The sequence below is a fragment of the Bacillus sp. FSL K6-2861 genome (assembly GCF_038630725.1).
GTDB classification, from domain to species: Bacteria; Bacillota; Bacilli; order Bacillales; family Bacillaceae; genus Bacillus; species Bacillus velezensis.
In genome coordinates, this window is sequence record NZ_CP152037.1 from 674,672 (window position 1) to 700,417 (window position 25,746).

Here is a 25,746-nt window from a genome sequence, read left to right on the forward strand (position 1 = left end):
AGATTGAATATTCCCAACATTCGGGTTAGGAGGCCTTCCGTGAATATTGTGAACAATAATCTTCTTTATGAAGGAAAAGCGAAACGAATTTATCAAACTGAAGACGAACAGATTCTCCGCGTGGTCTACAAGGATTCCGCAACAGCCTTTAACGGTGAGAAAAAAGCGGAGATCAGCGGAAAGGGCCGTCTGAACAATGAAATTTCAAGCCTGATTTTCAAACATCTGCACGCCAAAGGAATTGACAACCACTTTGTGGAGCGTGTTTCAGAATCAGAGCAGCTTATCAAAAAAGTGACCATCATTCCCCTTGAAGTCGTGGTCAGAAACATTGCCGCCGGAAGCATGTCGAAACGTCTCGGCATCCCGGAAGGAACTGAGCTTCCGCAGCCGATTATCGAATTTTACTATAAAGATGACGCACTCGGTGATCCGCTCATCACAGAAGATCATATCTGGCTTTTAAAAGCGGCGGCTCCTGAGCAGGTGGAAACGATCAAATCGATTACAAAACAGGTGAATCAAGAGCTGCAGCATATTTTTGAAGACTGCGGCGTCAGATTAATAGATTTTAAGCTGGAATTCGGCTTAGACGCAGAGGGACGGGTGCTTTTAGCGGATGAAATTTCTCCTGACACGTGCCGTCTGTGGGACAAAGACACAAACGAAAAGCTTGATAAAGATTTGTTCAGACGGAACCTGGGAAGCTTAACCGACGCATATGAAGAGATTTTCAAAAGACTGGGAGGCATTTCATAATGTATAAAGTGAAAGTTTATGTCAGCTTAAAAGAAAGTGTGCTCGATCCTCAAGGAAGCGCGGTGCAGCATGCATTGCACAGCATGACCTACAATGAAGTGCAGGATGTGCGCATCGGAAAATACATGGAGCTGACGATTGAAAAATCTGACCGCGATCTTGACGCGCTCGTGAAAGAAATGTGTGAAAAGCTTCTTGCCAATACAGTCATTGAAGACTACCGATATGAAGTTGAGGAGGTTGTCGCACAGTGAAATTTGCGGTGATTGTGTTACCCGGCTCCAACTGTGATATTGATATGTTCCACGCCGTAAAAGACGAACTCGGCGAAGAAGTCGAGTATGTCTGGCACGAGGAAACAAGCCTTGACGGATTTGACGGCGTGCTCATCCCCGGCGGGTTTTCATACGGCGACTACTTGAGATGCGGCGCCATCGCCAGATTCGCAAACATCATGCCGGCTGTGAAAAAAGCGGCTGCCGAAGGAAAACCGGTTCTTGGCGTCTGCAACGGATTCCAGATTCTGCAGGAGCTCGGACTTCTGCCCGGCGCGATGAGACGCAACAAAGATTTAAAGTTCATCTGCCGACCGGTTGAATTAATCGTGCAGAACGGCGGCACGTTATTCACATCTTCCTATGAAAAAGGACAATCGATTACGATTCCGGTTGCCCACGGCGAAGGCAATTTCTACTGTGATGACGAAACGCTTGAAAGATTAAAAGAAAACAATCAAATCGCCTTCACATACGGCGGCGATATTAACGGAAGCGTCAGCGGCATTGCCGGCGTCGTGAATGAGAAAGGCAACGTATTAGGCATGATGCCTCACCCTGAGCGCGCAGTCGATGAACTGCTCGGCAGCGCAGACGGTCTTACATTGTTCCGGTCTATCGTGAAAAATTGGAGGGAAACTCATGTCGCTACTGCTTGAACCAAGTAAAGAACAAATAAAAGAAGAGAAACTCTATCAGCAAATGGGTGTCAGTGATGACGAGTTCGCACTCATTGAATCTATTATCGGAAGATTGCCGAACTACACGGAAATCGGGATTTTTTCCGTCATGTGGTCAGAGCACTGCAGCTATAAAAACTCAAAACCGGTTTTACGCAAATTCCCGACTAGCGGCGAACGCGTGCTGCAGGGTCCCGGAGAAGGCGCGGGAATCGTTGACATCGGTGACAATCAGGCGGTCGTGTTCAAAATTGAATCTCATAACCATCCGTCAGCGATTGAGCCATACCAAGGTGCTGCGACGGGAGTGGGCGGCATCATCCGTGACGTTTTCTCAATGGGCGCCCGTCCGATAGCTGTATTAAACTCTCTTCGATTTGGTGAGCTCACTTCACCTCGTGTGAAGTACTTGTTTGAAGAAGTAGTGGCGGGAATCGCGGGATACGGAAACTGTATCGGAATTCCGACGGTCGGCGGAGAAGTGCAGTTTGACGCAAGCTATGAGGGCAATCCGCTTGTCAATGCAATGTGCGTCGGCTTAATTGATCATAAAGATATTAAAAAAGGCCAGGCGAAAGGTGTCGGCAACACGGTCATGTACGTCGGCGCTAAAACGGGCCGCGACGGCATACACGGCGCTACTTTCGCATCGGAAGAAATGTCAGATTCATCTGAAGAAAAACGTTCCGCGGTGCAGGTCGGCGATCCTTTCATGGAAAAACTTCTCCTGGAAGCATGCCTTGAAGTCATCCAATGCGACGCTTTAGTCGGCATTCAGGATATGGGGGCGGCCGGTCTGACAAGTTCGAGTGCTGAAATGGCAAGCAAAGCTGGCTCAGGCATTGAAATGAACCTTGATCTCATTCCGCAGCGGGAAACAGGTATGACCGCTTACGAAATGATGCTTTCAGAGTCTCAGGAACGCATGCTTCTCGTCATTGAACGCGGACGTGAACAGGAAATTGTCGATATTTTTGATAAATATGATCTTGAAGCGGTTTCCGTAGGTCATGTTACGGATGATAAAATGCTCCGCCTCCGCCATAACGGAGAGGTTGTTTGCGAGCTTCCGGTCGACGCGCTGGCGGAAGAAGCGCCTGTATACCACAAGCCGTCAGCAGAACCCGCGTACTACCGCGAGTTTCAGGAAACGGAAGTTCCCGCGCCTGAAGTAAAAGATGCGACAGAGACGCTTTTTGCCCTGCTGCAGCAGCCGACAATCGCCAGCAAAGAGTGGGTGTACGATCAATATGACTACATGGTGCGCACAAATACGGTGGTCGCTCCGGGCTCTGACGCGGGAGTGCTCAGAATCCGCGGCACGAAAAAAGCGCTGGCGATGACGACGGATTGTAACGCCCGTTATTTATATCTAGATCCAGAAGAAGGCGGGAAAATCGCAGTTGCCGAAGCGGCGCGCAACATCGTATGCTCCGGCGCCGAACCGCTTGCGGTCACGGATAATCTGAATTTCGGAAACCCGGAAAAACCTGAAATTTTCTGGCAGATCGAAAAAGCGGCCGACGGCATCAGCGAGGCGTGCAATGTTCTCAGCACTCCCGTCATCGGCGGTAACGTATCACTTTATAATGAATCGAACGGAACGGCGATCTACCCGACGCCTGTTATCGGCATGGTCGGCTTAATTGAAGATACCGCTCATATTACGACACAGCATTTCAAACAAGCGGGGGATCTTGTATACGTGATCGGCGAAACAAAACCTGAGTTTGCCGGAAGCGAACTGCAAAAAATGACAGAAGGCCGCATTTACGGCACAGCGCCGCAAATCGATCTTGATATAGAGCTGTCACGCCAAAAAGCATTGCTTGACGCGATTAAAAAAGGTTTCGTTCAATCAGCGCATGACGTATCAGAAGGCGGCTTAGGCGTAGCGATTGCAGAAAGCGTCATGACGACGGAAAACCTTGGCGCCAACGTGACTGTAGCAGGAGAAGCGGCATTATTATTCTCTGAATCTCAATCCCGCTTCGTCGTTTCAGTGAAAAAAGAACACCATGAGGCGTTTGAAGCGGCTGTGGCCGATGCGGTTCATATCGGTGAGGTAACGGCTGACGGACTTCTGGCGATTCAAAACCAGGACGGACAACAATTGGTTCACGCGCAAACGAAAGAACTTGAGCGCGCGTGGAAAGGAGCTATTCCATGCTTGCTGAAATCAAAGGCCTGAATGAAGAATGCGGTGTGTTTGGCATCTGGGGACATGAAGAAGCTCCGCAGATCACATATTACGGCCTGCACAGCCTCCAGCACAGAGGACAGGAAGGCGCGGGAATTGTCGCAACTGACGGTGAAAAACTGACGGCGCATAAAGGACAGGGGCTTATTACCGAGGTTTTTCAAAACGGCGAACTGAGCAAAGTGAAGGGAAAAGGCGCGATCGGGCACGTCCGTTATGCGACGGCAGGCGGAGGCGGATATGAAAATGTCCAGCCGCTCCTATTCCGTTCGCAAAACAACGGCAGCCTCGCGCTCGCCCATAACGGCAACTTGGTCAACGCCACACAGTTGAAGCAGCAGCTTGAAAACCAAGGGAGCATCTTTCAGACTTCCTCCGATACGGAAGTGCTGGCTCATCTGATTAAACGCAGCGGACACTTTTCGCTGAAGGATCAAATCAAAAATTCGCTATCTATGCTGAAAGGCGCTTATGCCTTTTTAATCATGACTGAAACAGAAATGATCGTAGCGCTTGACCCGAACGGACTCAGACCGCTGTCAATCGGCATGATGGGCGATGCTTACGTCGTCGCATCAGAAACATGCGCATTCGATGTGGTCGGCGCGACATACCTTCGCGAGGTAGAGCCGGGCGAAATGCTGATCATCAATGATGAAGGCATGAAATCAGAGCGTTTCTCCATGAATATCAACCGTTCCATATGCAGCATGGAGTACATTTATTTCTCAAGACCTGACAGCAATATCGACGGCATTAACGTGCACAGCGCCCGGAAAAACCTCGGAAAAATGCTTGCCCAGGAGTCCGCGGTTGAAGCGGATGTCGTCACAGGCGTGCCTGATTCCAGTATTTCTGCGGCCATCGGCTATGCCGAGGCAACGGGCATCCCGTACGAACTCGGTCTCATTAAAAACCGTTATGTCGGCAGAACGTTTATCCAGCCGTCACAGGCTCTCCGTGAGCAAGGCGTCAGAATGAAGCTGTCCGCCGTCCGCGGTGTTGTCGAAGGAAAACGGGTCGTCATGGTTGATGATTCCATCGTGCGCGGGACGACAAGCCGCCGGATTGTCACAATGCTCAGAGAAGCGGGAGCGACAGAGGTGCACGTCAAGATCAGTTCACCGCCGATCGCTCATCCGTGCTTCTACGGCATCGACACATCAACCCATGAGGAGCTGATCGCTTCCTCTCATTCCGTGGAAGAAATCCGCCAGATCATCGGTGCTGACACGCTTTCTTTCTTAAGTGTAGACGGATTGTTAAAAGGAGTCGGCCGAAAATTTGAAGACACCAATTGCGGACAATGCCTCGCTTGTTTTACGGGCAAATATCCGACGGAAATTTATCAGGATACAGTGCTTCCTCACGTAAAAGAAGCGGTGCTGACAAAATAAAATCTGAAAATGACATAAAGGCAGCGGGAATTCAGGCTGCCTTTCTCTTTCTGCCTTTTAAGGAGAAACGAATTGATAAGGAGTGATAGGGATGTCTGATGCTTATAAAAATGCCGGAGTTGACATCGAAGCCGGGTATGAAGCCGTCAAACGAATGAAAAAACACGTGGAGCGCACGAAAAGGCTCGGCGTTATGGGAAGCCTGGGCGGTTTTGGCGGAATGTTTGATCTGTCAGAGCTTCCGTATCAAAAGCCTGTTTTAATTTCCGGAACAGACGGTGTCGGCACCAAGCTGAAACTCGCATTTTCAATGGATAAGCATGACACGATCGGCGTCGATGCGGTCGCGATGTGTGTAAATGATGTGCTTGCCCAAGGAGCGGAGCCGCTGTTTTTCCTTGATTATTTAGCGGTCGGCAAGGCCGATCCGGTAAAAATTGAGCAGATCGTTCAGGGCGTGGCGGACGGATGCGAGCAGTCAGGATCAGCGCTTATCGGCGGTGAGACGGCGGAAATGCCGGGGCTGTATACGGCTGATGAATACGATATTGCGGGCTTTTCAGTCGGCGTCGCGGAAAAAGACGAAATCGTCACCGGTGAACATATCGAAGAGGGGCATCTCTTAATCGGACTTACTTCAAGCGGCCTTCACAGCAACGGGTTTTCCCTAGTGAGAAAAGTGCTTCTTGATGACGGCGGACTTGATTTGGATACGGTCTATGAACCGTTTGCGCGTCCTCTCGGAGAAGAATTGCTGGAACCGACGAGAATATATGTGAAGCCGGTGCTCAAGGCGGTGAAAAGCGGTAAGGTGGACGGCATGGCGCATGTGACAGGCGGAGGATTCATCGAGAACATCCCGCGGATGCTGCCGGACGGATTGAGCGCGGAAATTGATCACGGATCATGGCCGATCCCGCCGATTTTTCCGTTTCTGCAGGAGCACGGCAAGCTGAAAGAAGAAGAAATGTTCAATGTCTTTAATATGGGCATCGGTTTTGTCCTTGCTGTTAAAGAAGAGGACTTGACAGACGTTATCGACACGCTTGAAGCTCAGGGCGAGAAGGCTTATTTGATCGGCCGGGTCAAGCGGGGCGAAGGCATTTCTTTCGGCGGTGCGGCTCTTTCATGAAAAAGTTTGCGGTATTTGCTTCAGGAAACGGATCGAACTTCGAGGCCATTGCCAAACGCATGAGAGAAGAGAAGTGGGATGCGGAGCTCTCGCTTCTCGTGACGGATAAGCCTCAGGCAAAGGCGGTGGAAAGGGCGGAGGCTTTACACATTCCGTCATTCGCCTTTGAACCGTCATCTTTTGAAAACAAAGCGGCCTTTGAACGGGCCGTTATTGAACAGCTGCGCCTGCACGGGGCGGAATTAATCGTTCTCGCCGGCTATATGAGACTGATTGGAGATACGCTGCTTGAAGCATACGGGGGCCGCATTATTAATATACATCCCTCGCTTCTTCCGGCATTCCCCGGGATTGACGCTGTCGGACAGGCGTATCGGGCCGGTGTGAAAGTGGCGGGCATTACCGTTCATTACGTCGACGAAGGCATGGACACCGGACCGATTATCGCGCAAAAAGCATTCGAAATACAGGAAAACGATACGCTTGAAAACATAGAGCATACAATACACGAGCTTGAGCACAAATGGTATCCGAGCGTTGTGAAACAGCTGCTGGGACTAAATAACAGAGGTGAAAAGGCATGACAATCAAACGCGCACTAATCAGTGTTTCTGATAAAACAAATCTCGTACCTTTCGTAAAGGAACTGACAGAGCTCGGCGTCGAAGTCATTTCGACCGGAGGAACAAAAAAACTTCTTCAGGAAAACGGTGTGGATGTCATCGGCATTTCAGAAGTGACCGGATTTCCTGAAATTATGGACGGACGGTTAAAAACGCTCCATCCTAATATTCACGGCGGACTGCTTGCCGTAAGAGACAATGAAGAGCATATGGCGCAGATCAATGAGCATGGCATTGCCCCCATTGACCTTGTGGTCGTCAACCTTTACCCGTTTAAAGAAACGATTTCGAAAGAAGACGTAACATACGATGAAGCGATAGAAAACATTGATATCGGCGGTCCCGGCATGCTGCGCGCCGCATCGAAAAACCATCAGGATGTGACGGTCATCACAGATCCGGCCGATTACAGCTCCGTGCTCAATGAGATGAAAGAACACGGCGGCGTTTCGCTTAAAAGAAAACGCGAGCTTGCGGCCAAAGTATTCCGCCATACCGCGGCATACGACGCATTAATCGCTGATTACTTAACACGCGAGGCCGGTGAGAAAGACCCTGAGCAATTCACCGTTACATTTGAGAAAAAACAATCGCTCCGCTATGGTGAAAACCCTCACCAAGAGGCTGTTTTCTATCAAAGCGCACTTCCCGTCTCCGGTTCCATCGCGGCGGCAAAACAGCTTCACGGCAAAGAGCTTTCTTACAACAATATTAAGGACGCAGATGCGGCCGTTCAAATCGTCCGGGAATTTACAGAACCCGCAGCTGTTGCCGTTAAACATATGAACCCGTGCGGAGTCGGTACGGGAGCTTCAATTGAGGAAGCATTCAATAAAGCGTATGAAGCTGATAAAACCTCCATTTTCGGCGGCATCATCGCGCTGAACCGTGAAGTTGATCAGGCAACGGCTGAAGCCCTTCACGGCATCTTTTTAGAAATCATTATCGCCCCTTCTTTCAGTGAAGAAGCGCTGAACGTACTGACGGCGAAGAAAAACCTTCGTCTGCTCACGCTTGAAGTGTCCGCATCAGGGAAGAAAGAAAAACAGCTGACATCCGTACAGGGCGGTCTTTTGATTCAAGATTTAGACGTCCATGGATTTGATGACGCCGACATCAGCATCCCGACAAAAAGAGAGCCGAGCGAGCAGGAATGGGAAGATTTGAAGCTGGCTTGGAAAGTCGTCAAACATGTGAAATCCAACGCGATCGTTCTTGCAAAAGACCATATGACGGTCGGTGTGGGAGCGGGACAGATGAATCGCGTCGGTTCAGCTAAAATCGCCATTGAGCAGGCCGGAGAAAAAGCAAAAGGCAGCGCGCTCGGATCAGACGCGTTTTTCCCGATGCCGGATACAGTCGAAGAAGCCGCAAAAGCGGGCGTCACGGCGATTATCCAGCCAGGCGGATCGGTCCGCGATGAAGATTCGATTAAAAAAGCGGATGAATACGGGATCGCCATGGTATTCACCGGCATCAGACATTTCAAACATTAAGAGGGGGAACGAAGCGTGAATGTATTGATTATCGGAAAAGGCGGCAGAGAGCATACATTGGCTTGGAAAGCGGCGCAAAGCCCGCTTGTTGACACGGTGTACGCCGCGCCCGGAAATGACGGTATGGCAGACTGCGCGACGCTGGCCAACATTGAAGAAAGCGATCATGCCGCACTCATTGCGTTTGCGAAAGAACATCATGTCGGGCTGACGATTATCGGCCCCGAAGTTCCTCTGATTGAAGGGATAGCGGACGAGTTTGAAAAAGCCGGACTGCTTGTTTTCGGACCGTCTGAAAAAGCGGCTATCATTGAAGGAAGCAAACAGTTTGCCAAGGATTTAATGAAAAAATACGGCATTCCGACGGCGGAGTATGAGACGTTTACTTCATTTGAAGAGGCGAAAGCATATGTGCAGCAAAAAGGTGCGCCGATTGTCATTAAAGCGGACGGGCTTGCCGCCGGAAAAGGTGTCACGGTCGCGATGACGGAAGAAGAAGCGATTGAATGCCTGCATGATTTTCTTGAGGATGAGAAATTCGGGGAGGCGAGCGCATCTGTGGTCATTGAAGAGTTCCTCGCCGGCGAAGAATTTTCTTTAATGGCGTTTGTAAAAGGGGAGACCGTCTATCCGATGGTAATCGCTCAAGATCATAAACGCGCCTTCGATGGGGATAAAGGGCCGAATACGGGCGGAATGGGAGCCTACTCACCAGTGCCGCACATTTCCGATGATATCGTCAGAAGCGCAGTCGAAACGATTGTGAAGCCGGCGGCAAAAGCAATGGTCAAAGAGGGGCGTTCCTTCACGGGCGTGCTGTACGCGGGGCTGATTCTGACGGAAAACGGATCAAAAGTCATTGAATTCAACGCGCGCTTCGGAGATCCGGAAACACAGGTCGTCGTGCCGAGAATGGAATCTGACCTCATTCAGGTGCTCTTAGATCTTCTGCATGAGAAGGATGTTGACCTAAGGTGGAAGGATACGGCCGCCGTCAGCGTTGTGCTGGCTTCTGAAGGCTATCCGGAAGGCTATGCGAAAGGGACGCCGATCGGCAGTTTGACGTCCGCTGAAGACGGGATCGCCGTTTTTCATGCCGGAACGAAAAAAGACGGCGGACAATTTGTTACAAACGGCGGCCGGGTCGCCAATGTTACGGCATTTGCTGAGACATTTGAAGCGGCGAGAGATAAAGTGTACAGCGCCGTTTCTGGGCTGACAAAACCCGGACTGTTTTACAGAAGCGACATCGGCGCCCGTGCGCTGAAAGCTTCTCAGCGATAAAGAGGAAAACCCCGTGTCATATAAGATGCGGGTTTTCTTCTGAAAAGACGACTAAGACTGCCGGCTTGCCGTGTGACATGCAGTCATCGATGAAGTCTTCCGGCGTATAGACGGATTCTTCTCAGACTCGCGGGACAGGAGAAATTAAATAACAAGCCGAAACGGCTTGTTATTTTTCTTGCTGATGGCTGTCATCCTGATTCATTCCGGTTTGGAACATATATGTCACCGGACAGAAGCGGAGGATGCCGGACGCCGCTTTCATCGCGCCCATCATCATACAGAAGAGATGCATCTTGCACCAAGGTTTTCTCGTGTATTTCGCTGACGCAGCAGACAAAATGGTGAGGCCGCAAGTGATGCGCATAACGGCATTTAATAAACTGATATTCGGTTTCATCATTTCAGCTCCCTTAGAAAAAGTTTTTCATTCATCTTCAATAATTTGTAACGTTTTAGCCGTGCGATAATTGTGCGGATGTGATACGATGGGTCTAATATAAGCGAAGGAGAGTATGTGAATGTCCGAACGTACCTTTAACTGGAAAAACAAAGACATCAGATCACAGGCGGATGTTGTAGACTCAAAGCTGCTTCCAACGCTACTTTTACGGGATGCTCTCGTATTAAATCCTTTTTTAAAACAATGGCTGAAAAAGAATGTCTGGATTTACGGAGACCGAATTGTATATGTTGGTGATGAGCTTCCTGATGCAGCAGAGCACATTCATACCATAAATTGTGAAGGAAAATACATTGTGCCAGGTTACATTGAACCGCATACACATCCTTTTCAAATATATAATCCCCAAACGCTCGCCGAATATGTGTCTCAATTCGGAACAACGACGTTTGTTAATGATAACTTGTTTTTTCTTTTGCACAGCGGTAAAAAGAAAGCGCTTACTATATTGGAGGAACTGAAAAAACAGCCGGTGCAATATTTCTGGTGGTCCAGATATGATCTGCAGACTGAAGTGCTGAATGAGGATCAGCTTCTTTCTTTTGATGTCCGAAAGCAATGGATGGAGCACCCGGATGTCATTCAAGGCGGAGAATTGACCGGATGGCCGCGCCTCATGGACGGCGATGACCTGATGCTTCATTGCATGCAGGCGACAAAAAAACTGCGCAAGCGGATAGAAGGGCATTTTCCCGGAGCCTCTGAAAAAACATTGACGAAGATGAAACTGTTCGGAGCTGATTCCGACCACGAGGCGATGAATGGCGGCGAGGTGATGAGACGGCTTGAATTGGGCTACTATGTTTCGCTCAGACATTCATCCATCCGCCCTGATTTGAGAGCGATTTTGCAGGATCTCCATCAAAAAGGCTTCCGGCATTATGATCATTTCTTCTACACGACGGATGGAGCGACGCCGCATTTTTATAAAGGCGGCATGACGAATGAATTAATCAAAATCGCTTTGGAGGAAGGAGTTCCGGCGATCGATGCCTATAATATGGCCTCCTTTAATATCGCGAAGTATTATCAGATGGACGACTTTCTCGGTGTGGTCGGTCCGGGACGGCTTGCTTCATTGAACATTCTCGATGACCCGATGAATCCGGACCCGGTCACGGTGATCTCCAAAGGAATCCTGCTGAGGGAAGACGGCCGAAATATGAATGCGTTTACAGAAACGGATTGGAAAAAGGGCGGTCTTGTCCCTCTTGAGCTTTCATATGATATGACGATGGATGATTTACAGTTTTCAATGCCGATGGGTGTGACCATGCGCAACGCGGTCATTATGGAGCCGTATATGATTGCAATTGATAATTCTGTTGACCAGCTTTCTTTTGATCATGATGAATGCTATCTCACGCTTCTCGATAAGCATGGAAAATGGCGGGTCAATACAATGCTGAAAGGTTTTGCCGATCGGGTGCAGGGCTTTGTCAGTTCCTACACGACAACCGGAGATATTATCGCTGCCGGAAAAAATAAAGAAGATATCCTGCTCGCTTTCTCACGGATGAAAGAAATCGGCGGCGGAATCGTGCTTGCCGAAAACGGGAAGATTCTGCATGAGATTCCCCTCGCCTTAAACGGTTCTGCATCTGCGGAGAAGTATGAAGAAGTGCTTGAGAAAGAACAAAAACTGAGGATGTTGCTGGAGGAGCGGGGCTACCGATTCTGCGATCCGATCTATACGCTGCTCTTTTTGCAGAGCACACACCTGCCTTATATCCGCATTACGCCGAGAGGAATATTTGACGTGATGAAAAAAACTGTACTCTTTCCATCGATAATGCGTTAAAATATAAAAGCAGGGAGCCGACATATGAAAAGATGGAAAACCGTTTGTATGCTTTGTTTTGCGTTTTTGCTGCTTGCCGCCTGCCGGCAGAACAATGCCGATCAGGTGCAGCCGAAAGAAGCGGAAGCTCCTTTAACGGGGCTGAAAACTGAGCAGAAGCTTGCAGAACGCCGTCCGATTGCAGTCGCAGTGAACAATCATCCGAAGGCGAGGCCCCAATCCGGGCTGTCAAAGGCGGACGTTGTCATCGAAGCGCTCGCGGAGGGCCGGATTACGCGGTTTCTCGCGATTTTTCAAAGTGAGATGCCGGAAACGGTCGGGCCTGTGCGGAGCGCGAGGGAATATTTTGTCACGCTCAGCAGCGGGTTTAACAGCATATTTGTCCATCATGGCTGGAGTCCCGGCGCAAAAAAGCAGCTGGAGTCCGGAGCTTACGATTATATAAACGGTTTGGATTTTGACGGAAGCCTGTTTTGGAGAGCCGATTTCAGCAAGCCGCCCCACAATTCCTACACGTCGTATGACAATATCAGGAAGGCGGCGGAACAAAAAGGATACAAGCTGAACGGAAAAACAGAACCGCTCCCATTTCAGACATCAGATGCAAAACCAGGAAATGAAACCTACAATATTCGGATAGATTATGGAACACAAAACATTACAAATCTTGTCGAATACGATTATGATAAAAAAGCTGATGCTTATACAAGAAGCTCTGATGGTGTGAAAGCGACAGACCGGGAGACCGGAAAGCCTTTAGCCATGCACAACATTTTTATTGTTGAAGCCGGCCATCGCATGACAGACAAAGATGGAAGGCGGGCCATCGATATTCAGTCAGGGGGGAAGGGCCTCCTGCTTCAGCACGGCGATGTTATGGAGTCAGACTGGGAATATAAAGACGGCCGTATTCTGCCCGTAAAAGGCGGTGAGATTCTTCCGTTTGTGCCAGGAAAGACATGGATTAATATCGTGCCTGATCTCGATGCAGCTTCCATTAGTAAAGGAGAAGGTGTTTGACGATGCAAATCGATAAATTACGCGGAAAAGAACTGGACCAGTTATTTTTATCTATTTTATCGCTGAAAGATCTGGAGGAATGCTATCGTTTCTTTGACGATCTTTGTACGATTAATGAAATCCAATCGCTGGCGCAGCGTTTGGAAGTGGCGAGAATGCTCCGCGAAGGAAATACGTATCACAAAATAGAAAGCGAAACGGGTGCTTCCACAGCGACGATTTCCCGGGTGAAGAGATGCTTAAATTACGGTAACGACGCCTATGAAATGGCGCTTGACCGCGTAAACAAAGGAGAATCCTCCTCAGCTACGTAAAAAACCGCTCTGCCGATGACGGCAGGCGGTTTTTTTATGCGTGCTGATTCAAAAGGCCGGGAAGTTCCCTCAGGCTTCCGTCTTCCTCCCTGTATACGATGTGTTCAGCTGAGAAATGAATCGGCGAGCTGATGCCCGCCGCCGCGGCAAGGTGAAACAGCCCTTCACGCAACGAGAGCACGTAGTTGCAGACGCGGTGCTGTTTATCTTCGATACTGAGCGCGCGCTGAAGTTTTGGATCGGTTGTCGCCACTCCGACAGGACAATGATTGGTGTGGCATACTTGAGCGCGGATACAGCCGACTGAAAACATCATTCCCCGGGCAATATTGACAAAATCCGCGCCTAACGCGAGGGCAACGGCAATCTTATCCGGAGTGAGCAGCTTTCCGGATGCGAAAATTTTCAGCTTATCTCTTATCCCGTATGTCTTCAAAAGGCCGTCAACAAGGGGAAGGCCGGTCAGAATCGGCAGGCCGACGGAATCCGCCAGCTCATGGAAAGAAGCTCCCGTTCCCCCTTCACTGCCGTCAATCGTAATAAAGTCGGGAAGTTTGCCTGATGAACTCATACAGGAAATAAGGTCTTCAAGGTCTTTGCGGCTGCCCGGGACAATTTTGATGCCGACCGGTTTTTCACCGACAGTCCTTAATTTCTCAATGAAATCAAGCATGTCCGGAACATTTGAGAACTCGTTGAAGCGGTTTGGGCTGTCAATGGATTGTCCGGGCTGCACATTTCTGATGGCGGCAATTTCTTCGGTCACCTTTGAACCGTCAATATGCCCGCCTCTTGCTTTTGCCCCTTGCGCAAGCTTTAATTCAAAGGCTTTAATCTGCTCGAGGCGGCTTTTTTTCTTAAATTCTTCCCATGAAAATTCTCCATCTTCAGTGCGCACGCCGAACAGCCCGGGGCCGATTTGGCAGATAATATCCGCGCCGCCTTTCAAGTGATACTCAGACAGGCCGCCTTCGCCTGTATTCATCCATGTGCCGCCGGCCTGGTGCAGCCCTTTTGACAGGGCGGTGATTGCACGGTCGCCAAGTGAGCCGTAGCTCATCGCTGATTGTCCGATTAACCCTTCTACATAAAACGGCTTCTTGCATGTGTCGCGGCCGATCACTTGCACATCGTCCGGATGCAGGTAATAAGGGTCCGCTTTTGCTTTTTCGCGGTGTTCGCTGCGTTTCAGCAGGTTGTCTTTGTCAATCTTGTATACCATCGTGTCGATCTTCGGCGTCTGATCTGCGCGCAGCTCCTCCCTTTGTTTCGGGAAGAGGGCGTTACGGATATAATAGCCCGGCTGATCGAAATCCCGTTCTGAGCCGAAGCCCATCATTCTGCTCTTATACTTTCCGGACATGACCGTCTGTTCATATTCTCTCCGGGAAAACGGCTGTTCTTCGTTATCATTGCTGAATAAATACTGCCGCAGCTCAGGTCCGATTTTTTCAAATATATAGCGCAGTTTTCCCGCTACGGGATAATTGCGCAGCACTGAATGTTCTTCCTGCTTTTCGTCTCTTATGTATATCCAGAGAAACAATGCGGCGGGAACTAAAATAATAAAAATCAATATACAAATCAGTACGATAATGGCTTGTTCCATTGAGATCAGACTCCTTGTCTTTTTTCTCTTTGACATTCCACATATTGTCTGTTTTCAAACATAGCCGTTTCCCGTCCGGCGGAGCGCAATCTTTTTTTGTGAATCAGGTGAATGACGTCTTTTTCCGTTTTTCCGGGCCAAACGAATTTGTTATAATGTTTAAATGGCAAGAAACGAATGGAGGAACGAAAACGCATGTACGATGTTAACGAGTGGAAGCATGTTTTTAAACTCGATCCGAATAAAGATTTACCGGATGAACAGCTGGAACGGCTTTGTGAATCAGGGACTGACGCCATTGTGATCGGAGGAAGCGACAATATCACCGAGGACAATGTGCTGAGACTGATGTCAAAGGTGCGGCGGTTTTTAGTGCCGTGCGTACTTGAGGTGTCGACGATTGATTCCATTGTGCCCGGGTTTGATCTTTATTTCATTCCGAGTGTGCTCAACAGCAAAAAGGCGGACTGGATTGTCGGCATGCATCATCAGGCGATGAAAGAATACGGAGAGCTCATGTCAATGGAGGAAATCGTGACGGAGGGCTACTGCATCGTCAACCCTGATTGTAAGGCGGCCGCTTTGACGGAGGCGGATACACATATAGAAACAGAAGATATTCTCGCCTATGCGCGGGTCGCGGAACATTTGCTTCATCTCCCGATTTTTTATCTGGAATACAGCGGGATGCTGGCGGACATAGAAACGGTGGAGAAAACGAAGGCTGTGCTGGACAAGTCCGTCCTGTTTTACGGAGGCGGCATTAAAGACGCGGAAACGGCGGAACGGTTCGGCCGTCATGCCGATGTCATCGTTGTCGGAAATGCCGTATATGAAGATTTTGATCAGGCGCTTAAAACGGTGGCGGCTGTAAAGACAAAGTAGCCAAGCGGACGAAATTGATTTATGATAGAACATATGTTTGATAGGCGGTGAACGGATATGAATTACATTAGCAATCAATTATTAAGCGGATTAAATCCCGTTCAGCAGGAAGCGGTCAAGACGACGGACGGTCCGCTGCTTCTGATGGCGGGCGCGGGAAGCGGAAAAACACGTGTGCTGACGCACAGAATCGCATACTTAATGGCGGAAAAACACGTGGCGCCATGGAACATTCTGGCGATTACATTTACAAATAAAGCCGCCAGAGAAATGAAGGAGAGGGTAGAGAGCATTCTCGGACCTGGCGCGGATGAAATCTGGATTTCCACTTTCCACAGCATGTGCGTGCGGATTCTGCGCAGGGATATTGACAGAATCGGCATCAACCGAAATTTCTCCATTCTTGATACGGCTGATCAGCTTTCCGTTATTAAAGGGATTCTGAAAGAGCGGAATATCGATCCGAAAAAGTTTGATCCGAGAAGTATTTTAGGCTCCATCAGCAGCGCAAAAAACGAGCTGATCGAACCTGAGGAATTCGCAAAATCGGCCGGCGGCTACTACGATCAGGTCACGAGTGACGTGTATACCGATTATCAGAAAAAACTGCTGAAAAACCAATCGCTCGATTTTGATGATTTAATCATGACGACGATTAAGCTTTTCGAGCGTGTGCCGGAAGTGCTTGAGTTTTATCAGCGCAAATTCCAGTACATTCACGTAGACGAGTATCAGGATACGAACAGGGCGCAATACCTCCTTGTGAAGCAGCTTGCGGCCCGCCTTGAAAATATCTGCGTCGTCGGTGACTCCGACCAGTCCATTTACAGATGGCGCGGGGCGGATATCGCGAATATCCTTTCCTTTGAAAAAGATTATCCGAGCGCAAACGTGATTTTGCTCGAGCAAAACTACCGCTCAACAAAGCGGATTCTGCAGGCGGCTAACGAAGTGATCAAAAACAATTCAAACCGCAAGCCGAAAAACCTGTGGACGGAAAATGACGAAGGCATCAAGCTTTCTTATTACAGCGGCGACAATGAATTCGGCGAAGGCCAATTCGTCGCGGGCAAAATTTATGAGCTGCACAGCTCGGGCCGGCGGAAGCTTTCCGATATCGCGATTTTATACCGGACAAACGCCCAGTCGCGCGTCATTGAGGAAACCCTTTTAAAATCCGGACTGAACTACAATATCGTCGGCGGAACCAAGTTCTACGACAGGAAAGAAATTAAAGACATTCTCGCATACCTGCGCCTTGTGTCAAACCCGGACGACGACATCAGTTTTACGCGGATCGTCAATGTGCCGAAGCGGGGCGTCGGCGCAACTTCGCTAGAAAAAATCGCTTCATATGCGGCGATGAACGGAATGTCAATGTTCCAGGCGATCAAACAGGTTGATTTCATCGGCGTCAGCGCGAAAGCGGCAAACGCGCTTGACGGCTTTGGCGCGATGATTGAAAATCTGACGAACATGCAGGATTACCTGTCCATTACGGAACTCACGGAAGAAATTCTCGAGAAAACGGAATACAGAGAAATGCTGAAGGCCGAAAAATCAATCGAAGCCCAAAGCCGTCTTGAAAATATCGACGAGTTTCTTTCCGTGACGAAAAACTTCGAACAAAAAAGCGAAGACAAGTCTCTCGTCGCGTTTCTGACTGATTTGGCGCTGATTGCTGATATTGACCAGCTCGACCAGAAGGAAGAAGAATCAGGCGGAAAGGATGCCGTCACTTTAATGACACTGCACGCCGCTAAGGGGCTTGAATTTCCTGTCGTGTTCTTAATGGGCATGGAAGAAGGCGTGTTCCCGCACAGCCGCTCCCTGATGGAAGAAGCCGAGATGGAAGAAGAACGCAGGCTCGCATATGTAGGCATTACGAGGGCGGAAGAAGAACTGTATCTAACGAATGCCAAAATGCGCACCTTATTCGGCCGCACCAATATGAATCCGGAATCCCGCTTTATCAGGGAAATACCTGGCGATTTATTGGAGAACCTAAATGAGAAGAAAACACCTCGCATGCAGCCGGGAAGAAAAGTGCAGCCGAAACGCGGGCCCGTATCCCGTCCCGTTTCTTATGCGAACAAAACAGGCGGCGACTCGCTCAGCTGGGCGGTCGGCGATAAAGCGGGCCATAAAAAATGGGGCACCGGAACGGTTGTCAGCGTAAAAGGAGAAGGCGAAAGCACCGAGCTTGATATCGCATTCCCGAGCCCAGTCGGCGTGAAGCGTCTGCTTGCCGCTTTTGCGCCGATTGAAAAGCAGTAACCTGAAGAGGAAAGGAAGAACATGATGGACAAAGAAACAGCGAAACACCGGGCAGAAGAATTGCGCCGCACCATCAATCAGTACAGTTATGAATATTACACCTTAGATGAACCGAGCGTGCCGGATTCCGAGTACGACAGACTGATTCAGGAGCTGATTGCCATAGAGGAAGAGCACCCGGAACTCAGAACGCCTGATTCGCCCACACAGCGGGTCGGGGGAGCGGTGCTTGAATCGTTTCAAAAGGTGCAGCACGGCACGCCGATGCTCAGTCTCGGCAACGCATTTAACGATGATGATCTCCGCGATTTTGACCGCCGGGTCCGTCAGGCTGTCGGTGACGGCGTCGCTTATAATGTGGAGCTGAAAATAGACGGTCTTGCTGTTTCTCTCCGTTATGAAGACGGCTATTTCGTCAGAGGCGCGACAAGAGGAGACGGAACGACGGGCGAAGATATCACGGAAAACTTAAAAACGATCCGCAACATTCCGCTGAAAATGAAACGGAATCTTTCCATAGAAGTGCGCGGAGAGGCGTACATGCCGAAACAGTCATTTGAAGCGCTCAATGAAGAAAGGCTGAAACATGAAGAGGAGCCGTTCGCCAATCCCCGGAACGCGGCTGCGGGCTCACTCAGACAGCTCGATCCGAAAATTGCAGCGAAACGAAATCTTGACATCTTCGTCTACAGTATAGCGGAGCTTGACGAGATGGGTGTGGAAACACAGAGTCAGGGCCTGAATTTTCTGGATGAGCTCGGTTTTAAAACAAACCAGGAACGAAAAAAATGCGCCACGATAGATGAAGTCATTGAAATGATCGAAGAGCTGCAGGCGAAGCGGGCCGATCTCCCGTATGAAATTGACGGAATCGTCATCAAAGTCGATTCGCTCGACCAGCAGGAAGAGCTCGGGTATACGGCAAAAAGCCCGCGCTGGGCGATTGCTTATAAATTCCCGGCGGAAGAGGTCGTGACAAAACTGCTCGATATCGAACTGAATGTCGGAAGAACGGGCGTCATTACGCCGACCGCCGTTCTGGAACCGGTAAAAGTCGCGGGAACGACGGTCTCAAGAGCATCCCTTCATAACGAAGATTTAATTAAAGAGAAGGATATCCGCATTCTCGATAAAGTGGTCGTCAAAAAAGCGGGCGACATCATCCCTGAGGTCGTCAATGTCTTAATCGAACAGCGGACCGGGGAAGAAAAAGAATTCAATATGCCGACCAGCTGCCCTGAGTGCGAAAGCGAGCTAGTGCGCATTGAAGGAGAAGTCGCGCTGCGCTGCATCAATCCGGAATGTCCGGCGCAGATCAGAGAAGGCCTGATTCACTTTGTCTCACGCAACGCGATGAATATTGACGGACTCGGAGAACGTGTCATCACACAGCTTTTCCGTGAACATCTCGTCCGTAATGTCGCTGATTTGTATAAGCTGACGAAAGAGCAGGTCATCCGGCTTGAGCGGATGGGGGAAAAATCAACTGACAATCTGATCAGCTCCATCCAAAAGTCGAAAGAGAATTCGCTGGAACGCCTGCTGTTCGGTCTCGGCATCCGTTTTATCGGCTCAAAAGCGGCCAAAACACTCGCCATGCATTTTGAAAGCCTGGAAAATCTGAAACAAGCTACGGAAGAAGAGCTGCTTGCGGTGGATGAAATCGGCGAAAAGATGGCCGATGCCGTTATCACCTATTTCCGCAAAGAAGAAATGCTTGAGCTATTGAATGAACTTGAGAAACTCGGTGTGAACACACTCTACAAAGGCCCGAAAAAAGTAAAAGCGGAGGACAGCGACTCTTATTTTGCCGGCAAAACCATCGTGTTAACCGGAAAGCTTGAAGAGCTGTCCAGAAATGAAGCCAAGGCGCAGATTGAAGCGCTCGGCGGAAAGCTGACGGGATCTGTCAGCAAAAAAACAGACTTGCTGATTGCCGGAGAAGCAGCCGGAAGCAAGCTGACAAAAGCGCAGGAATTAAACATTGAAGTATGGAATGAAGCACAGCTATTGGGAGAGCTAAAGAAATAAGAGGAGTGTTTTCTATTGAAAAAGATGTTGGCATTGGCGGCGACGGCAACGGCGGCAGTACTCATGCTGTCGGCCTGTTCGCCGAGTTTCGGGGGGAACAAAGAGGAAGAGATCACGCAGAAAACGGCAAAGTCTTCTGAAAAAGCGATCATACCGAAATATAATATCTCTGATTCCTACTATAAAATGGTGCTTCCGTTTAAGGCCGGAAAAGCGCGCGGCCTGACCGCGGACCGGCTGAACACGAGGCTGGACATCGATGAATTCGAGACGGGTCTGATGCGGCTCGCTCAAGACACGTTCCCGACGGATGACTATTTGTATCAGGAAGGCCAGTATTTAGATGAGGACACGGTACTCAGCTGGCTTGACCGCAAAAAAGAGGGCAGTGATCTGAAAAAGGCGAAAAAGGCAGACGCCAATTTCCAGAATCTCGGCTTAAACCCCGTGCTGCCAAGCTCGGGATCGGCAAAAGAGAAAAATGAAAACAGCCCGATTTACTTAGCGTCCATGCTTGAGCAGGATTACTTAGTAAGAAAAGATAAAAATTCCATCCAGCTTGGCGGTATCATGATCGGTCTCGCTCTCAACTCTGTATACTATTACCGTGAAAACACAGGTGATCCGCAGCAGGAAGTGGAGCTCAGTGACAAAACAATCCGCAGCCACGGTGAAGAAATCGCCCAGGAAGTCGTTAACCGCCTTCGGAAAATGGATAACCTGAAAAATGTGCCGATTACCGTCGCCCTTTATAAACAAGCGCCGAAAACATCAATCGTACCGGGGAATTACATTGCAAAAACAGAAGTCAAAGCCGGCTCATCCACCATTTCAAACTGGGATGATGTCAAAGAAAAATACGTCTTCTATCCGGCGGATACAGACACGGCAAAAAAATACCCTGATGATTCCGAAGTATTTAAACGCTTCAAAAACGCCATCGACAGCTACTTCCCGAATTACACCGGAGTCGTCGGAACGGCAATGTACGAAAACGATGAAATGAGAAAAATGAAGATTGAAATCCCGATGCAATTTTACGGGAAAAGCGAAGTCATCGCCTTCACCCAATACTTAACAGGTGAGCTGATGGATTATTATTCAAAAGGCTCAGTTGATGTCGAAATTAACATTACCTCGTCTGACGGGCAGGAAGCGCTGATCGTCCGCAATGCGGGTGACAAAGAACCGACCGTCCATATTTACGATTAACCAAGATGCCCTTGTTCATTTCTGTATGAGCAAGGGTTTTTTTATTGTGAATATCGTTGGAGCGAGGAATGAAGTATGTTAAGATATTTGTATAATCAGGAATTAACAGGAAAACACATTTCATTTCTAAGCGGATGTTACTAATCTGCTGTGAAAAAAGAAGGGCAGGAATGTTGATGAATGACATTTGCTGAGTACACACACCGCCTACAAACGTTATGAAAAGGGTGAATCAGCATGCATAAAGATATTAAAGCGATTTTTGAGGAAGATAAGGTGCTGGCTGAGGCCGGTGAAATATATGGATTTACCAAGTTTCAATTTATTGCGGACGCAGAGAACTACGTATATGAAATTGTGAAAGATAACGAACCGTATATCTTAAAAATTACGCATACGATCAGAAGAACACCGGAATATATTCTCGGAGAAATGGAATGGCTTCATCATCTGGCAAGGGGAGGGCTTTCAGCAGCAAAGCCGATTCCTTCATTAAGTGGCAAAGATGTCGAAGAAGTCCCGGATGGAAAAGGCGGAGCGTTTTTAGTAAGAGTCTATGAAAAAGCGCCCGGACGCAAAGTGGAGGAACCAGACTGGAACGGAACCCTGTTTTACGAGCTTGGAAAGTACACGGGGAACATGCACCGGCTGACGAAAAGCTACCGTCTGAGCGATCCGACATATAAAAGGCAGGAATGGGATGAAGAGGAGCAGCTGAAGCTGAGAAAATACGTACCCGCAGATCAGCATCTCGTATTTGAGCGGGCGGATGCTCTAATGGAAAAACTGCGCCGTTTGCCGAAGAACCCTGAAAACTACGGCCTTGTGCACGCCGATCTGCACCACGGCAATTTCAATTGGGACAACGGAAAAATCACTGCATTTGATTTTGATGATATCGGCTACAATTGGTTTGTGAATGATATCAGTATTCTGCTGTACAACATGTTGTGGTATCCGGTCATCCCGTATGAAGACAAGGCCGCGTTTACGGGTGAATTCATGACTCACTTTATGAAAGGCTACAGGGAAGAAAATGACCTTGACCCCGCCTGGCTTGAACACATCCCGGATTTTCTCCGGCTGCGCCATATGCTGATCTACGGATTATTGCATCAGGCGTTTGACCTCAATTCACTCGGGGACGAGGAACTTGAGATGCTGAAAACCTTCAGGCGTGATATCGAAAATGAAACCCCGATTACGGAGTATAACTTTTCTGCATTCATATAAATAGAAAAACGCCGGCTGAATCCAGCCCGGCGTTTTTTTTTTATAGCGTATCACACTTCACTCCGACGACACCCTGAATTTCTTTAATATCATAATAGACGTCAGTGGTGTAGCGGTTTTTATGAACACTGACTTTCACTTCCATAATCGGAAATTCTTTTTCGCCCAGATCATCAATCCGGACGGAGTGAATGCGGAGCTGTTTGCTTTTCATTTCCTTTAAAATCTCGGTCATTTTGTCTTTATCGGAAAGAGACATTCTCACGCGGATATCTTTTTCCTTCAAGCGGTTGGGACCGATTTTTCTGATCAGCCACGGAAGAAATTCGACACTGATCAGGATAAACAAGAGGCTTGCGAACGCCTCTTTATAAAAGCCGGCGCCTGTAGCCAGACCGAGCCCGGCTGCGCCCCAGATGATAGCCGATGTCGTCAGGCCGGATATGACGTCATTGCTTTTACGCAGGATCACGCCCGCGCCGATAAAACCGACGCCGGAAATGATTTGGGCGGGAAGGCGGAGCGGATCCATCATGATTCGGTAATATTTTGGGAAATGATATGCCGCATTAATGCTGACGATCGTCAGCATACAGGAGCTGACGGCGATGACGATACAGGTTTTCAGTCCGAGCGGTTTGTTTTTCAGCTCGCGTTCAAGACCGATGATCATGCCGATCAGCGTGGCAATGCCCAGCTTTAATAAAATGTCTGGTTCGATAGGCCAGCTCAATTTGCACAGCACCTCCGCAATTTTTCTTATAATAAATTGATATGATTTTCTCACAGTATTTATAGCAGGACAAGTGCGGAAGAAAAAAGCCGTCAGGGATAAAATCTGACGGCTTTTTGTCTATTTCTTGTTTTTCAAAAGAGCTTCCATCCGGCTGAACAGCTGATAAGAAGCATCGGCCGGTTTTTTGGTCAGCAGGCTGACGGCAATACCGGCAATCAGACTGAGGAAGAACCCCGGAATGATTTCGTATACGCCGGTTGAAGCGGCAAGCCCTGTCGTGATCCAGATTAAAACGGCCGCGGCCCCGGTAATCATCGCCGCAAGCGCTCCCCATTCATTCATCCGTTTCCAGTACAGACTGAGCAAGAGCGCCGGGCCGATAGCCGAACCGAAGCCTGCCCACGCATATCCGACCAGATCAAGAATGGTGCTGTTCGGATTCATGGAAAGCAAAATGGCGATAACGGCCACGATCAATACCGACAGGCGTCCGGTCATGACCAATTCTTTATCGCTCGCTTCCCGTCTGAAAAAGGCGCGGTATAAATCTTCCGTAATGGCGCTTGCCGTTACGAGAAGCTGTGAGGAAATGGAACTCATGATCGCCGCTAAAATCGCGGACAGCAAGAAGCCCGTAATCAGCGGATGGAACAAGATTTTAGAAAAAATAATGAAAATCGTTTCCGGATCTTTTACGGAGACTCCGAAGTGATGAGAATACGCAACGCCGATAATCCCGGTCAGCAATGAGCCGACAACTGAAATAAACATCCAGCTCATCCCGATTCTGCGGGCGGGTTTTAAATCTTTCACTTCTTTAATCGCCATAAATCGTACGATGATATGAGGCTGGCCGTAATAGCCGAGTCCCCATGCCAAATAAGAAATAATGCTAATGACGCTCGCGCCTTTAAAGATATCCAATAGTTTCGGGTTAACGGCGTTGATCGAATCAATCGTCGTTGAAACGCTCCCGAGCTGGGTAAAAGCAACGATCGGCACAAGCACTAATGCCGCAAACATGATCGCTCCCTGTACAAAGTCAGTCAGACTGACAGCGAGGAAACCGCCAAACAGCGTGTAAAGCACAACAACACCGGCCGTTAAAAACAAACCGAATTTGTAGTCGGCGCCGAATGCCGATTCAAATAACCTGCCTCCGGATACCATCCCGGACGATGTGTACAGTGTGAAAAAGATCATAATAATCACGGCGGAAACAATTTTCAGCAATGATGACGAGTGGCGGAACCGTTTATCGAAAAAATCGGGAATCGTAATCGCATCATCCGCAACTTCCGTGTAAGCGCGCAGCCTCGGAGCAAGCAGCAGATAATTTGAATACGCGCCGATCGTCAAACCGAGCGCCAGCCATAAGGTCGATAACCCCGTTGCGAACATTGCGCCGGGAACTCCCATCAGCATCCATGCGCTCATATCGGCCGCACCTGCGGACAGCGCCGTTACGAACGGGCCGAGTCCTCTTCCGCCCAGCATGTAATCATTAATATTCGTTGTCTTCCTGAATGCGTACCAGCCGATTAACAGCATGGCAGCAAAGTAAATGCCAAGAGATATAATTAATTCAATACTCACGTTTTTGGACCCTCTCTTCTTTCATGTAAATGTTGCATCACCTCTGTAGATTAGTAGTGCCGGAATATGCGCCGGCGATCCAGCCTTTAGTCATCATTCCATGCGGATCGCATGATTTAGTGCTGGCTATGGTTACTAAACCTAACAAAGTATCCCCGATCAATCAACTCTCGAAACCTGGCCCGCTCAAGGAAAAAATCCCCGCCAACATAGAACAGCTTAGAGATGAAAACGCTACCAATAAATTATAAAAGTAAAAATTTTCTGACATATAATTCGTTTCTCTTTCTCCCCGATTTAGGATAAAATAGAGAGGGTTTCATCATGCCTCAGAAGGCGGCGTTTTGTTGCTTTAGAGGGCTCGTTTTTGATAAGATCAGTATTATATGACGAAACGGAGAATTATGCGGAGGTGGATCTTATGTCACGAATTTCTATAGAAGAAGTAAAGCATGTCGCTCATTTGGCGAGACTCGCCATTACGGATGAAGAAGCTGAAATGTTTACAGAACAGCTTGACAGTATCATCTCGTTTGCCGAGGAGCTTAATGAAGTGGACACGGATAACGTGGAACCGACAACACACGTGCTGAAAATGAAAAACGTAATGAGAGAAGATGAAGCGGGTAAAGGCCTTCCGGTCGAGGATGTCATGAAAAATGCTCCCGATCATAAAGACGGCTATGTCCGTGTGCCATCTATTCTGGATTAAAGGAGGGAGAC

22 protein-coding genes and 1 pseudogene are annotated in these 25,746 nt (G+C 48.8%); 18 read left to right on the plus strand and 5 right to left on the minus strand.

The window, feature by feature from the left end; genetic code table 11:
* The first annotated feature begins 39 nt into the window (after positions 1 to 39).
* The 9 genes from purC to purD all read left to right on the plus strand — a co-directional run bounded on the left by purC (position 40) and on the right by purD (position 9,846).
* Complete coding sequence (gene purC / locus NYE62_RS03365; RefSeq protein ID WP_015416969.1) at positions 40 to 759, plus strand: phosphoribosylaminoimidazolesuccinocarboxamide synthase; 720 nt, start codon at positions 40 to 42, stop codon at positions 757 to 759.
* Positions 759 to 1,013, plus strand: coding sequence for a phosphoribosylformylglycinamidine synthase subunit PurS (purS, locus tag NYE62_RS03370; RefSeq protein ID WP_003155758.1), 255 nt, complete (start codon positions 759 to 761; stop codon positions 1,011 to 1,013). The genes purC and purS overlap by 1 nt, the downstream gene beginning before the upstream one ends.
* Positions 1,010 to 1,693 (plus strand): phosphoribosylformylglycinamidine synthase subunit PurQ, encoded by a 684-nt coding sequence (purQ, locus tag NYE62_RS03375; protein WP_007408898.1) that lies wholly within the window; start codon positions 1,010 to 1,012, stop codon positions 1,691 to 1,693. Before purS ends, purQ begins: the two co-directional genes overlap by 4 nt.
* The gene (gene purL / locus NYE62_RS03380) at positions 1,677 to 3,905 is read left to right on the plus strand and encodes a phosphoribosylformylglycinamidine synthase subunit PurL (RefSeq protein WP_241458028.1); all 2,229 of its coding nucleotides are present in this window, start codon (positions 1,677 to 1,679) and stop codon (positions 3,903 to 3,905) included. The genes purQ and purL overlap by 17 nt, the downstream gene beginning before the upstream one ends.
* Positions 3,881 to 5,311, plus strand: a complete 1,431-nt coding sequence (gene purF, locus NYE62_RS03385; RefSeq protein ID WP_007609856.1) for an amidophosphoribosyltransferase — start codon at positions 3,881 to 3,883, stop codon at positions 5,309 to 5,311. Before purL ends, purF begins: the two co-directional genes overlap by 25 nt.
* A gap of 91 nt (positions 5,312 to 5,402) precedes the next feature.
* A complete protein-coding gene (gene purM / locus NYE62_RS03390; protein WP_015239317.1) occupies positions 5,403 to 6,443 on the plus strand; it encodes a phosphoribosylformylglycinamidine cyclo-ligase in 1,041 nt (346 codons plus the stop codon).
* Complete coding sequence (gene purN / locus NYE62_RS03395; protein ID WP_012116999.1) at positions 6,440 to 7,027, plus strand: phosphoribosylglycinamide formyltransferase; 588 nt, start codon at positions 6,440 to 6,442, stop codon at positions 7,025 to 7,027. The genes purM and purN overlap by 4 nt, the downstream gene beginning before the upstream one ends.
* Positions 7,024 to 8,562 carry a bifunctional phosphoribosylaminoimidazolecarboxamide formyltransferase/IMP cyclohydrolase gene (purH, locus tag NYE62_RS03400; protein WP_342497235.1) on the plus strand — a complete coding sequence of 513 codons (1,539 nt, stop codon included), beginning with the start codon at positions 7,024 to 7,026 and terminating at the stop codon, positions 8,560 to 8,562. The genes purN and purH overlap by 4 nt, the downstream gene beginning before the upstream one ends.
* 15 nt (positions 8,563 to 8,577) lie before the next feature.
* Positions 8,578 to 9,846 (plus strand): phosphoribosylamine--glycine ligase, encoded by a 1,269-nt coding sequence (gene purD, locus NYE62_RS03405; RefSeq protein ID WP_017419029.1) that lies wholly within the window; start codon positions 8,578 to 8,580, stop codon positions 9,844 to 9,846.
* Positions 9,847 to 9,862: 16 nt separating this feature from the next.
* On the opposite strand, the pseudogene NYE62_RS03410 reads toward purD, so the two are convergent.
* Together NYE62_RS03410 and NYE62_RS03415 are read right to left on the minus strand one after the other, a co-directional pair.
* A pseudogene (locus NYE62_RS03410) lies at positions 9,863 to 9,988 on the minus strand (Lrp/AsnC family transcriptional regulator); the annotation flags it as partial.
* A 27-nt stretch (positions 9,989 to 10,015) separates the two neighbouring features.
* Positions 10,016 to 10,246 carry a DUF2892 domain-containing protein gene (locus tag NYE62_RS03415; protein ID WP_017419030.1) on the minus strand — a complete coding sequence of 77 codons (231 nt, stop codon included), beginning with the start codon at positions 10,244 to 10,246 and terminating at the stop codon, positions 10,016 to 10,018.
* 121 nt (positions 10,247 to 10,367) lie between these two features.
* Here NYE62_RS03415 and NYE62_RS03420 point away from each other — a divergent pair, with 121 nt between their 5' ends.
* From NYE62_RS03420 to NYE62_RS03430, 3 genes are read left to right on the plus strand one after another with little or no spacing between them, the layout of a single operon-like run.
* The gene (locus NYE62_RS03420) at positions 10,368 to 12,110 is read left to right on the plus strand and encodes an adenine deaminase (protein WP_342497236.1); all 1,743 of its coding nucleotides are present in this window, start codon (positions 10,368 to 10,370) and stop codon (positions 12,108 to 12,110) included.
* A 24-nt stretch (positions 12,111 to 12,134) separates the two neighbouring features.
* Positions 12,135 to 13,130, plus strand: coding sequence for a DUF3048 domain-containing protein (locus NYE62_RS03425; RefSeq protein ID WP_017419031.1), 996 nt, complete (start codon positions 12,135 to 12,137; stop codon positions 13,128 to 13,130).
* A 2-nt stretch (positions 13,131 to 13,132) separates the two neighbouring features.
* Positions 13,133 to 13,444 (plus strand): YerC/YecD family TrpR-related protein, encoded by a 312-nt coding sequence (locus NYE62_RS03430; protein ID WP_003155745.1) that lies wholly within the window; start codon positions 13,133 to 13,135, stop codon positions 13,442 to 13,444.
* 34 nt (positions 13,445 to 13,478) lie between these two features.
* Here the strand turns inward: NYE62_RS03430 and NYE62_RS03435 are convergent, their stop codons facing one another.
* On the minus strand, positions 13,479 to 15,053 hold the full coding sequence (locus NYE62_RS03435; protein WP_342497237.1) for an FMN-binding glutamate synthase family protein: 1,575 nt from the start codon (positions 15,051 to 15,053) through the stop codon (positions 13,479 to 13,481).
* Between the two features lie 195 nt (positions 15,054 to 15,248).
* On the opposite strand from NYE62_RS03435, the gene NYE62_RS03440 reads away from it, so the two are divergent.
* The 5 genes from NYE62_RS03440 to NYE62_RS03460 all read left to right on the plus strand — a co-directional run bounded on the left by NYE62_RS03440 (position 15,249) and on the right by NYE62_RS03460 (position 22,691).
* The gene (locus NYE62_RS03440) at positions 15,249 to 15,938 is read left to right on the plus strand and encodes a heptaprenylglyceryl phosphate synthase (RefSeq protein WP_003155740.1); all 690 of its coding nucleotides are present in this window, start codon (positions 15,249 to 15,251) and stop codon (positions 15,936 to 15,938) included.
* Positions 15,939 to 15,995: 57 nt separating this feature from the next.
* Positions 15,996 to 18,215: a DNA helicase PcrA gene (gene pcrA, locus NYE62_RS03445; RefSeq protein WP_020955453.1), complete on the plus strand. Its 2,220-nt coding sequence runs from the start codon at positions 15,996 to 15,998 to the stop codon at positions 18,213 to 18,215.
* A 24-nt stretch (positions 18,216 to 18,239) separates the two neighbouring features.
* Complete coding sequence (ligA, locus tag NYE62_RS03450) at positions 18,240 to 20,246, plus strand: NAD-dependent DNA ligase LigA (RefSeq protein ID WP_144664922.1); 2,007 nt, start codon at positions 18,240 to 18,242, stop codon at positions 20,244 to 20,246.
* Between the two features lie 15 nt (positions 20,247 to 20,261).
* Positions 20,262 to 21,458 (plus strand): CamS family sex pheromone protein, encoded by a 1,197-nt coding sequence (locus NYE62_RS03455; RefSeq protein WP_015416980.1) that lies wholly within the window; start codon positions 20,262 to 20,264, stop codon positions 21,456 to 21,458.
* 237 nt (positions 21,459 to 21,695) lie between these two features.
* Entirely contained in the window at positions 21,696 to 22,691 is a 996-nt protein-coding gene (locus NYE62_RS03460) for a phosphotransferase enzyme family protein (RefSeq protein WP_342497238.1), read from the plus strand.
* A 40-nt stretch (positions 22,692 to 22,731) separates the two neighbouring features.
* On the opposite strand, the gene NYE62_RS03465 is transcribed toward NYE62_RS03460, so the two are convergent.
* On the minus strand, positions 22,732 to 23,424 hold the full coding sequence (locus NYE62_RS03465) for an MgtC/SapB family protein (protein WP_003155735.1): 693 nt from the start codon (positions 23,422 to 23,424) through the stop codon (positions 22,732 to 22,734).
* Positions 23,425 to 23,544: 120 nt separating this feature from the next.
* A complete protein-coding gene (gene putP, locus NYE62_RS03470; RefSeq protein WP_003155733.1) occupies positions 23,545 to 25,023 on the minus strand; it encodes a sodium/proline symporter PutP in 1,479 nt (492 codons plus the stop codon).
* A gap of 421 nt (positions 25,024 to 25,444) precedes the next feature.
* On the opposite strand from putP, the gene gatC reads away from it, so the two are divergent.
* Complete coding sequence (gatC, locus tag NYE62_RS03475) at positions 25,445 to 25,735, plus strand: Asp-tRNA(Asn)/Glu-tRNA(Gln) amidotransferase subunit GatC (protein WP_003155732.1); 291 nt, start codon at positions 25,445 to 25,447, stop codon at positions 25,733 to 25,735.
* Positions 25,736 to 25,746 lie beyond the last annotated feature (11 nt).

Excerpts from the sequence above, each read along its gene's own strand:
- purS (WP_003155758.1), top strand. The coding sequence starts at position 759 with ATGTATAAAGTGAAAGTTTATGTCAGCTTAAAAGAAAGTGTGCTCGAT.
- purL (WP_241458028.1), top strand. The coding sequence starts at position 1,677 with ATGTCGCTACTGCTTGAACCAAGTAAAGAACAAATAAAAGAAGAGAAA.
- purF (WP_007609856.1), top strand. The coding sequence starts at position 3,881 with ATGCTTGCTGAAATCAAAGGCCTGAATGAAGAATGCGGTGTGTTTGGC.
- purM (WP_015239317.1), top strand. The coding sequence starts at position 5,403 with ATGTCTGATGCTTATAAAAATGCCGGAGTTGACATCGAAGCCGGGTAT.
- purN (WP_012116999.1), top strand. The coding sequence starts at position 6,440 with ATGAAAAAGTTTGCGGTATTTGCTTCAGGAAACGGATCGAACTTCGAG.
- purH (WP_342497235.1), top strand. The coding sequence starts at position 7,024 with ATGACAATCAAACGCGCACTAATCAGTGTTTCTGATAAAACAAATCTC.
- NYE62_RS03415 (WP_017419030.1), bottom strand. The coding sequence starts at position 10,246 with ATGAAACCGAATATCAGTTTATTAAATGCCGTTATGCGCATCACTTGC.
- NYE62_RS03420 (WP_342497236.1), top strand. The coding sequence starts at position 10,368 with ATGTCCGAACGTACCTTTAACTGGAAAAACAAAGACATCAGATCACAG.
- NYE62_RS03425 (WP_017419031.1), top strand. The coding sequence starts at position 12,135 with ATGAAAAGATGGAAAACCGTTTGTATGCTTTGTTTTGCGTTTTTGCTG.
- NYE62_RS03430 (WP_003155745.1), top strand. The coding sequence starts at position 13,133 with ATGCAAATCGATAAATTACGCGGAAAAGAACTGGACCAGTTATTTTTA.
- NYE62_RS03435 (WP_342497237.1), bottom strand. The coding sequence starts at position 15,053 with ATGGAACAAGCCATTATCGTACTGATTTGTATATTGATTTTTATTATT.
- NYE62_RS03440 (WP_003155740.1), top strand. The coding sequence starts at position 15,249 with ATGTACGATGTTAACGAGTGGAAGCATGTTTTTAAACTCGATCCGAAT.
- pcrA (WP_020955453.1), top strand. The coding sequence starts at position 15,996 with ATGAATTACATTAGCAATCAATTATTAAGCGGATTAAATCCCGTTCAG.
- ligA (WP_144664922.1), top strand. The coding sequence starts at position 18,240 with ATGGACAAAGAAACAGCGAAACACCGGGCAGAAGAATTGCGCCGCACC.
- NYE62_RS03460 (WP_342497238.1), top strand. The coding sequence starts at position 21,696 with ATGCATAAAGATATTAAAGCGATTTTTGAGGAAGATAAGGTGCTGGCT.
- gatC (WP_003155732.1), top strand. The coding sequence starts at position 25,445 with ATGTCACGAATTTCTATAGAAGAAGTAAAGCATGTCGCTCATTTGGCG.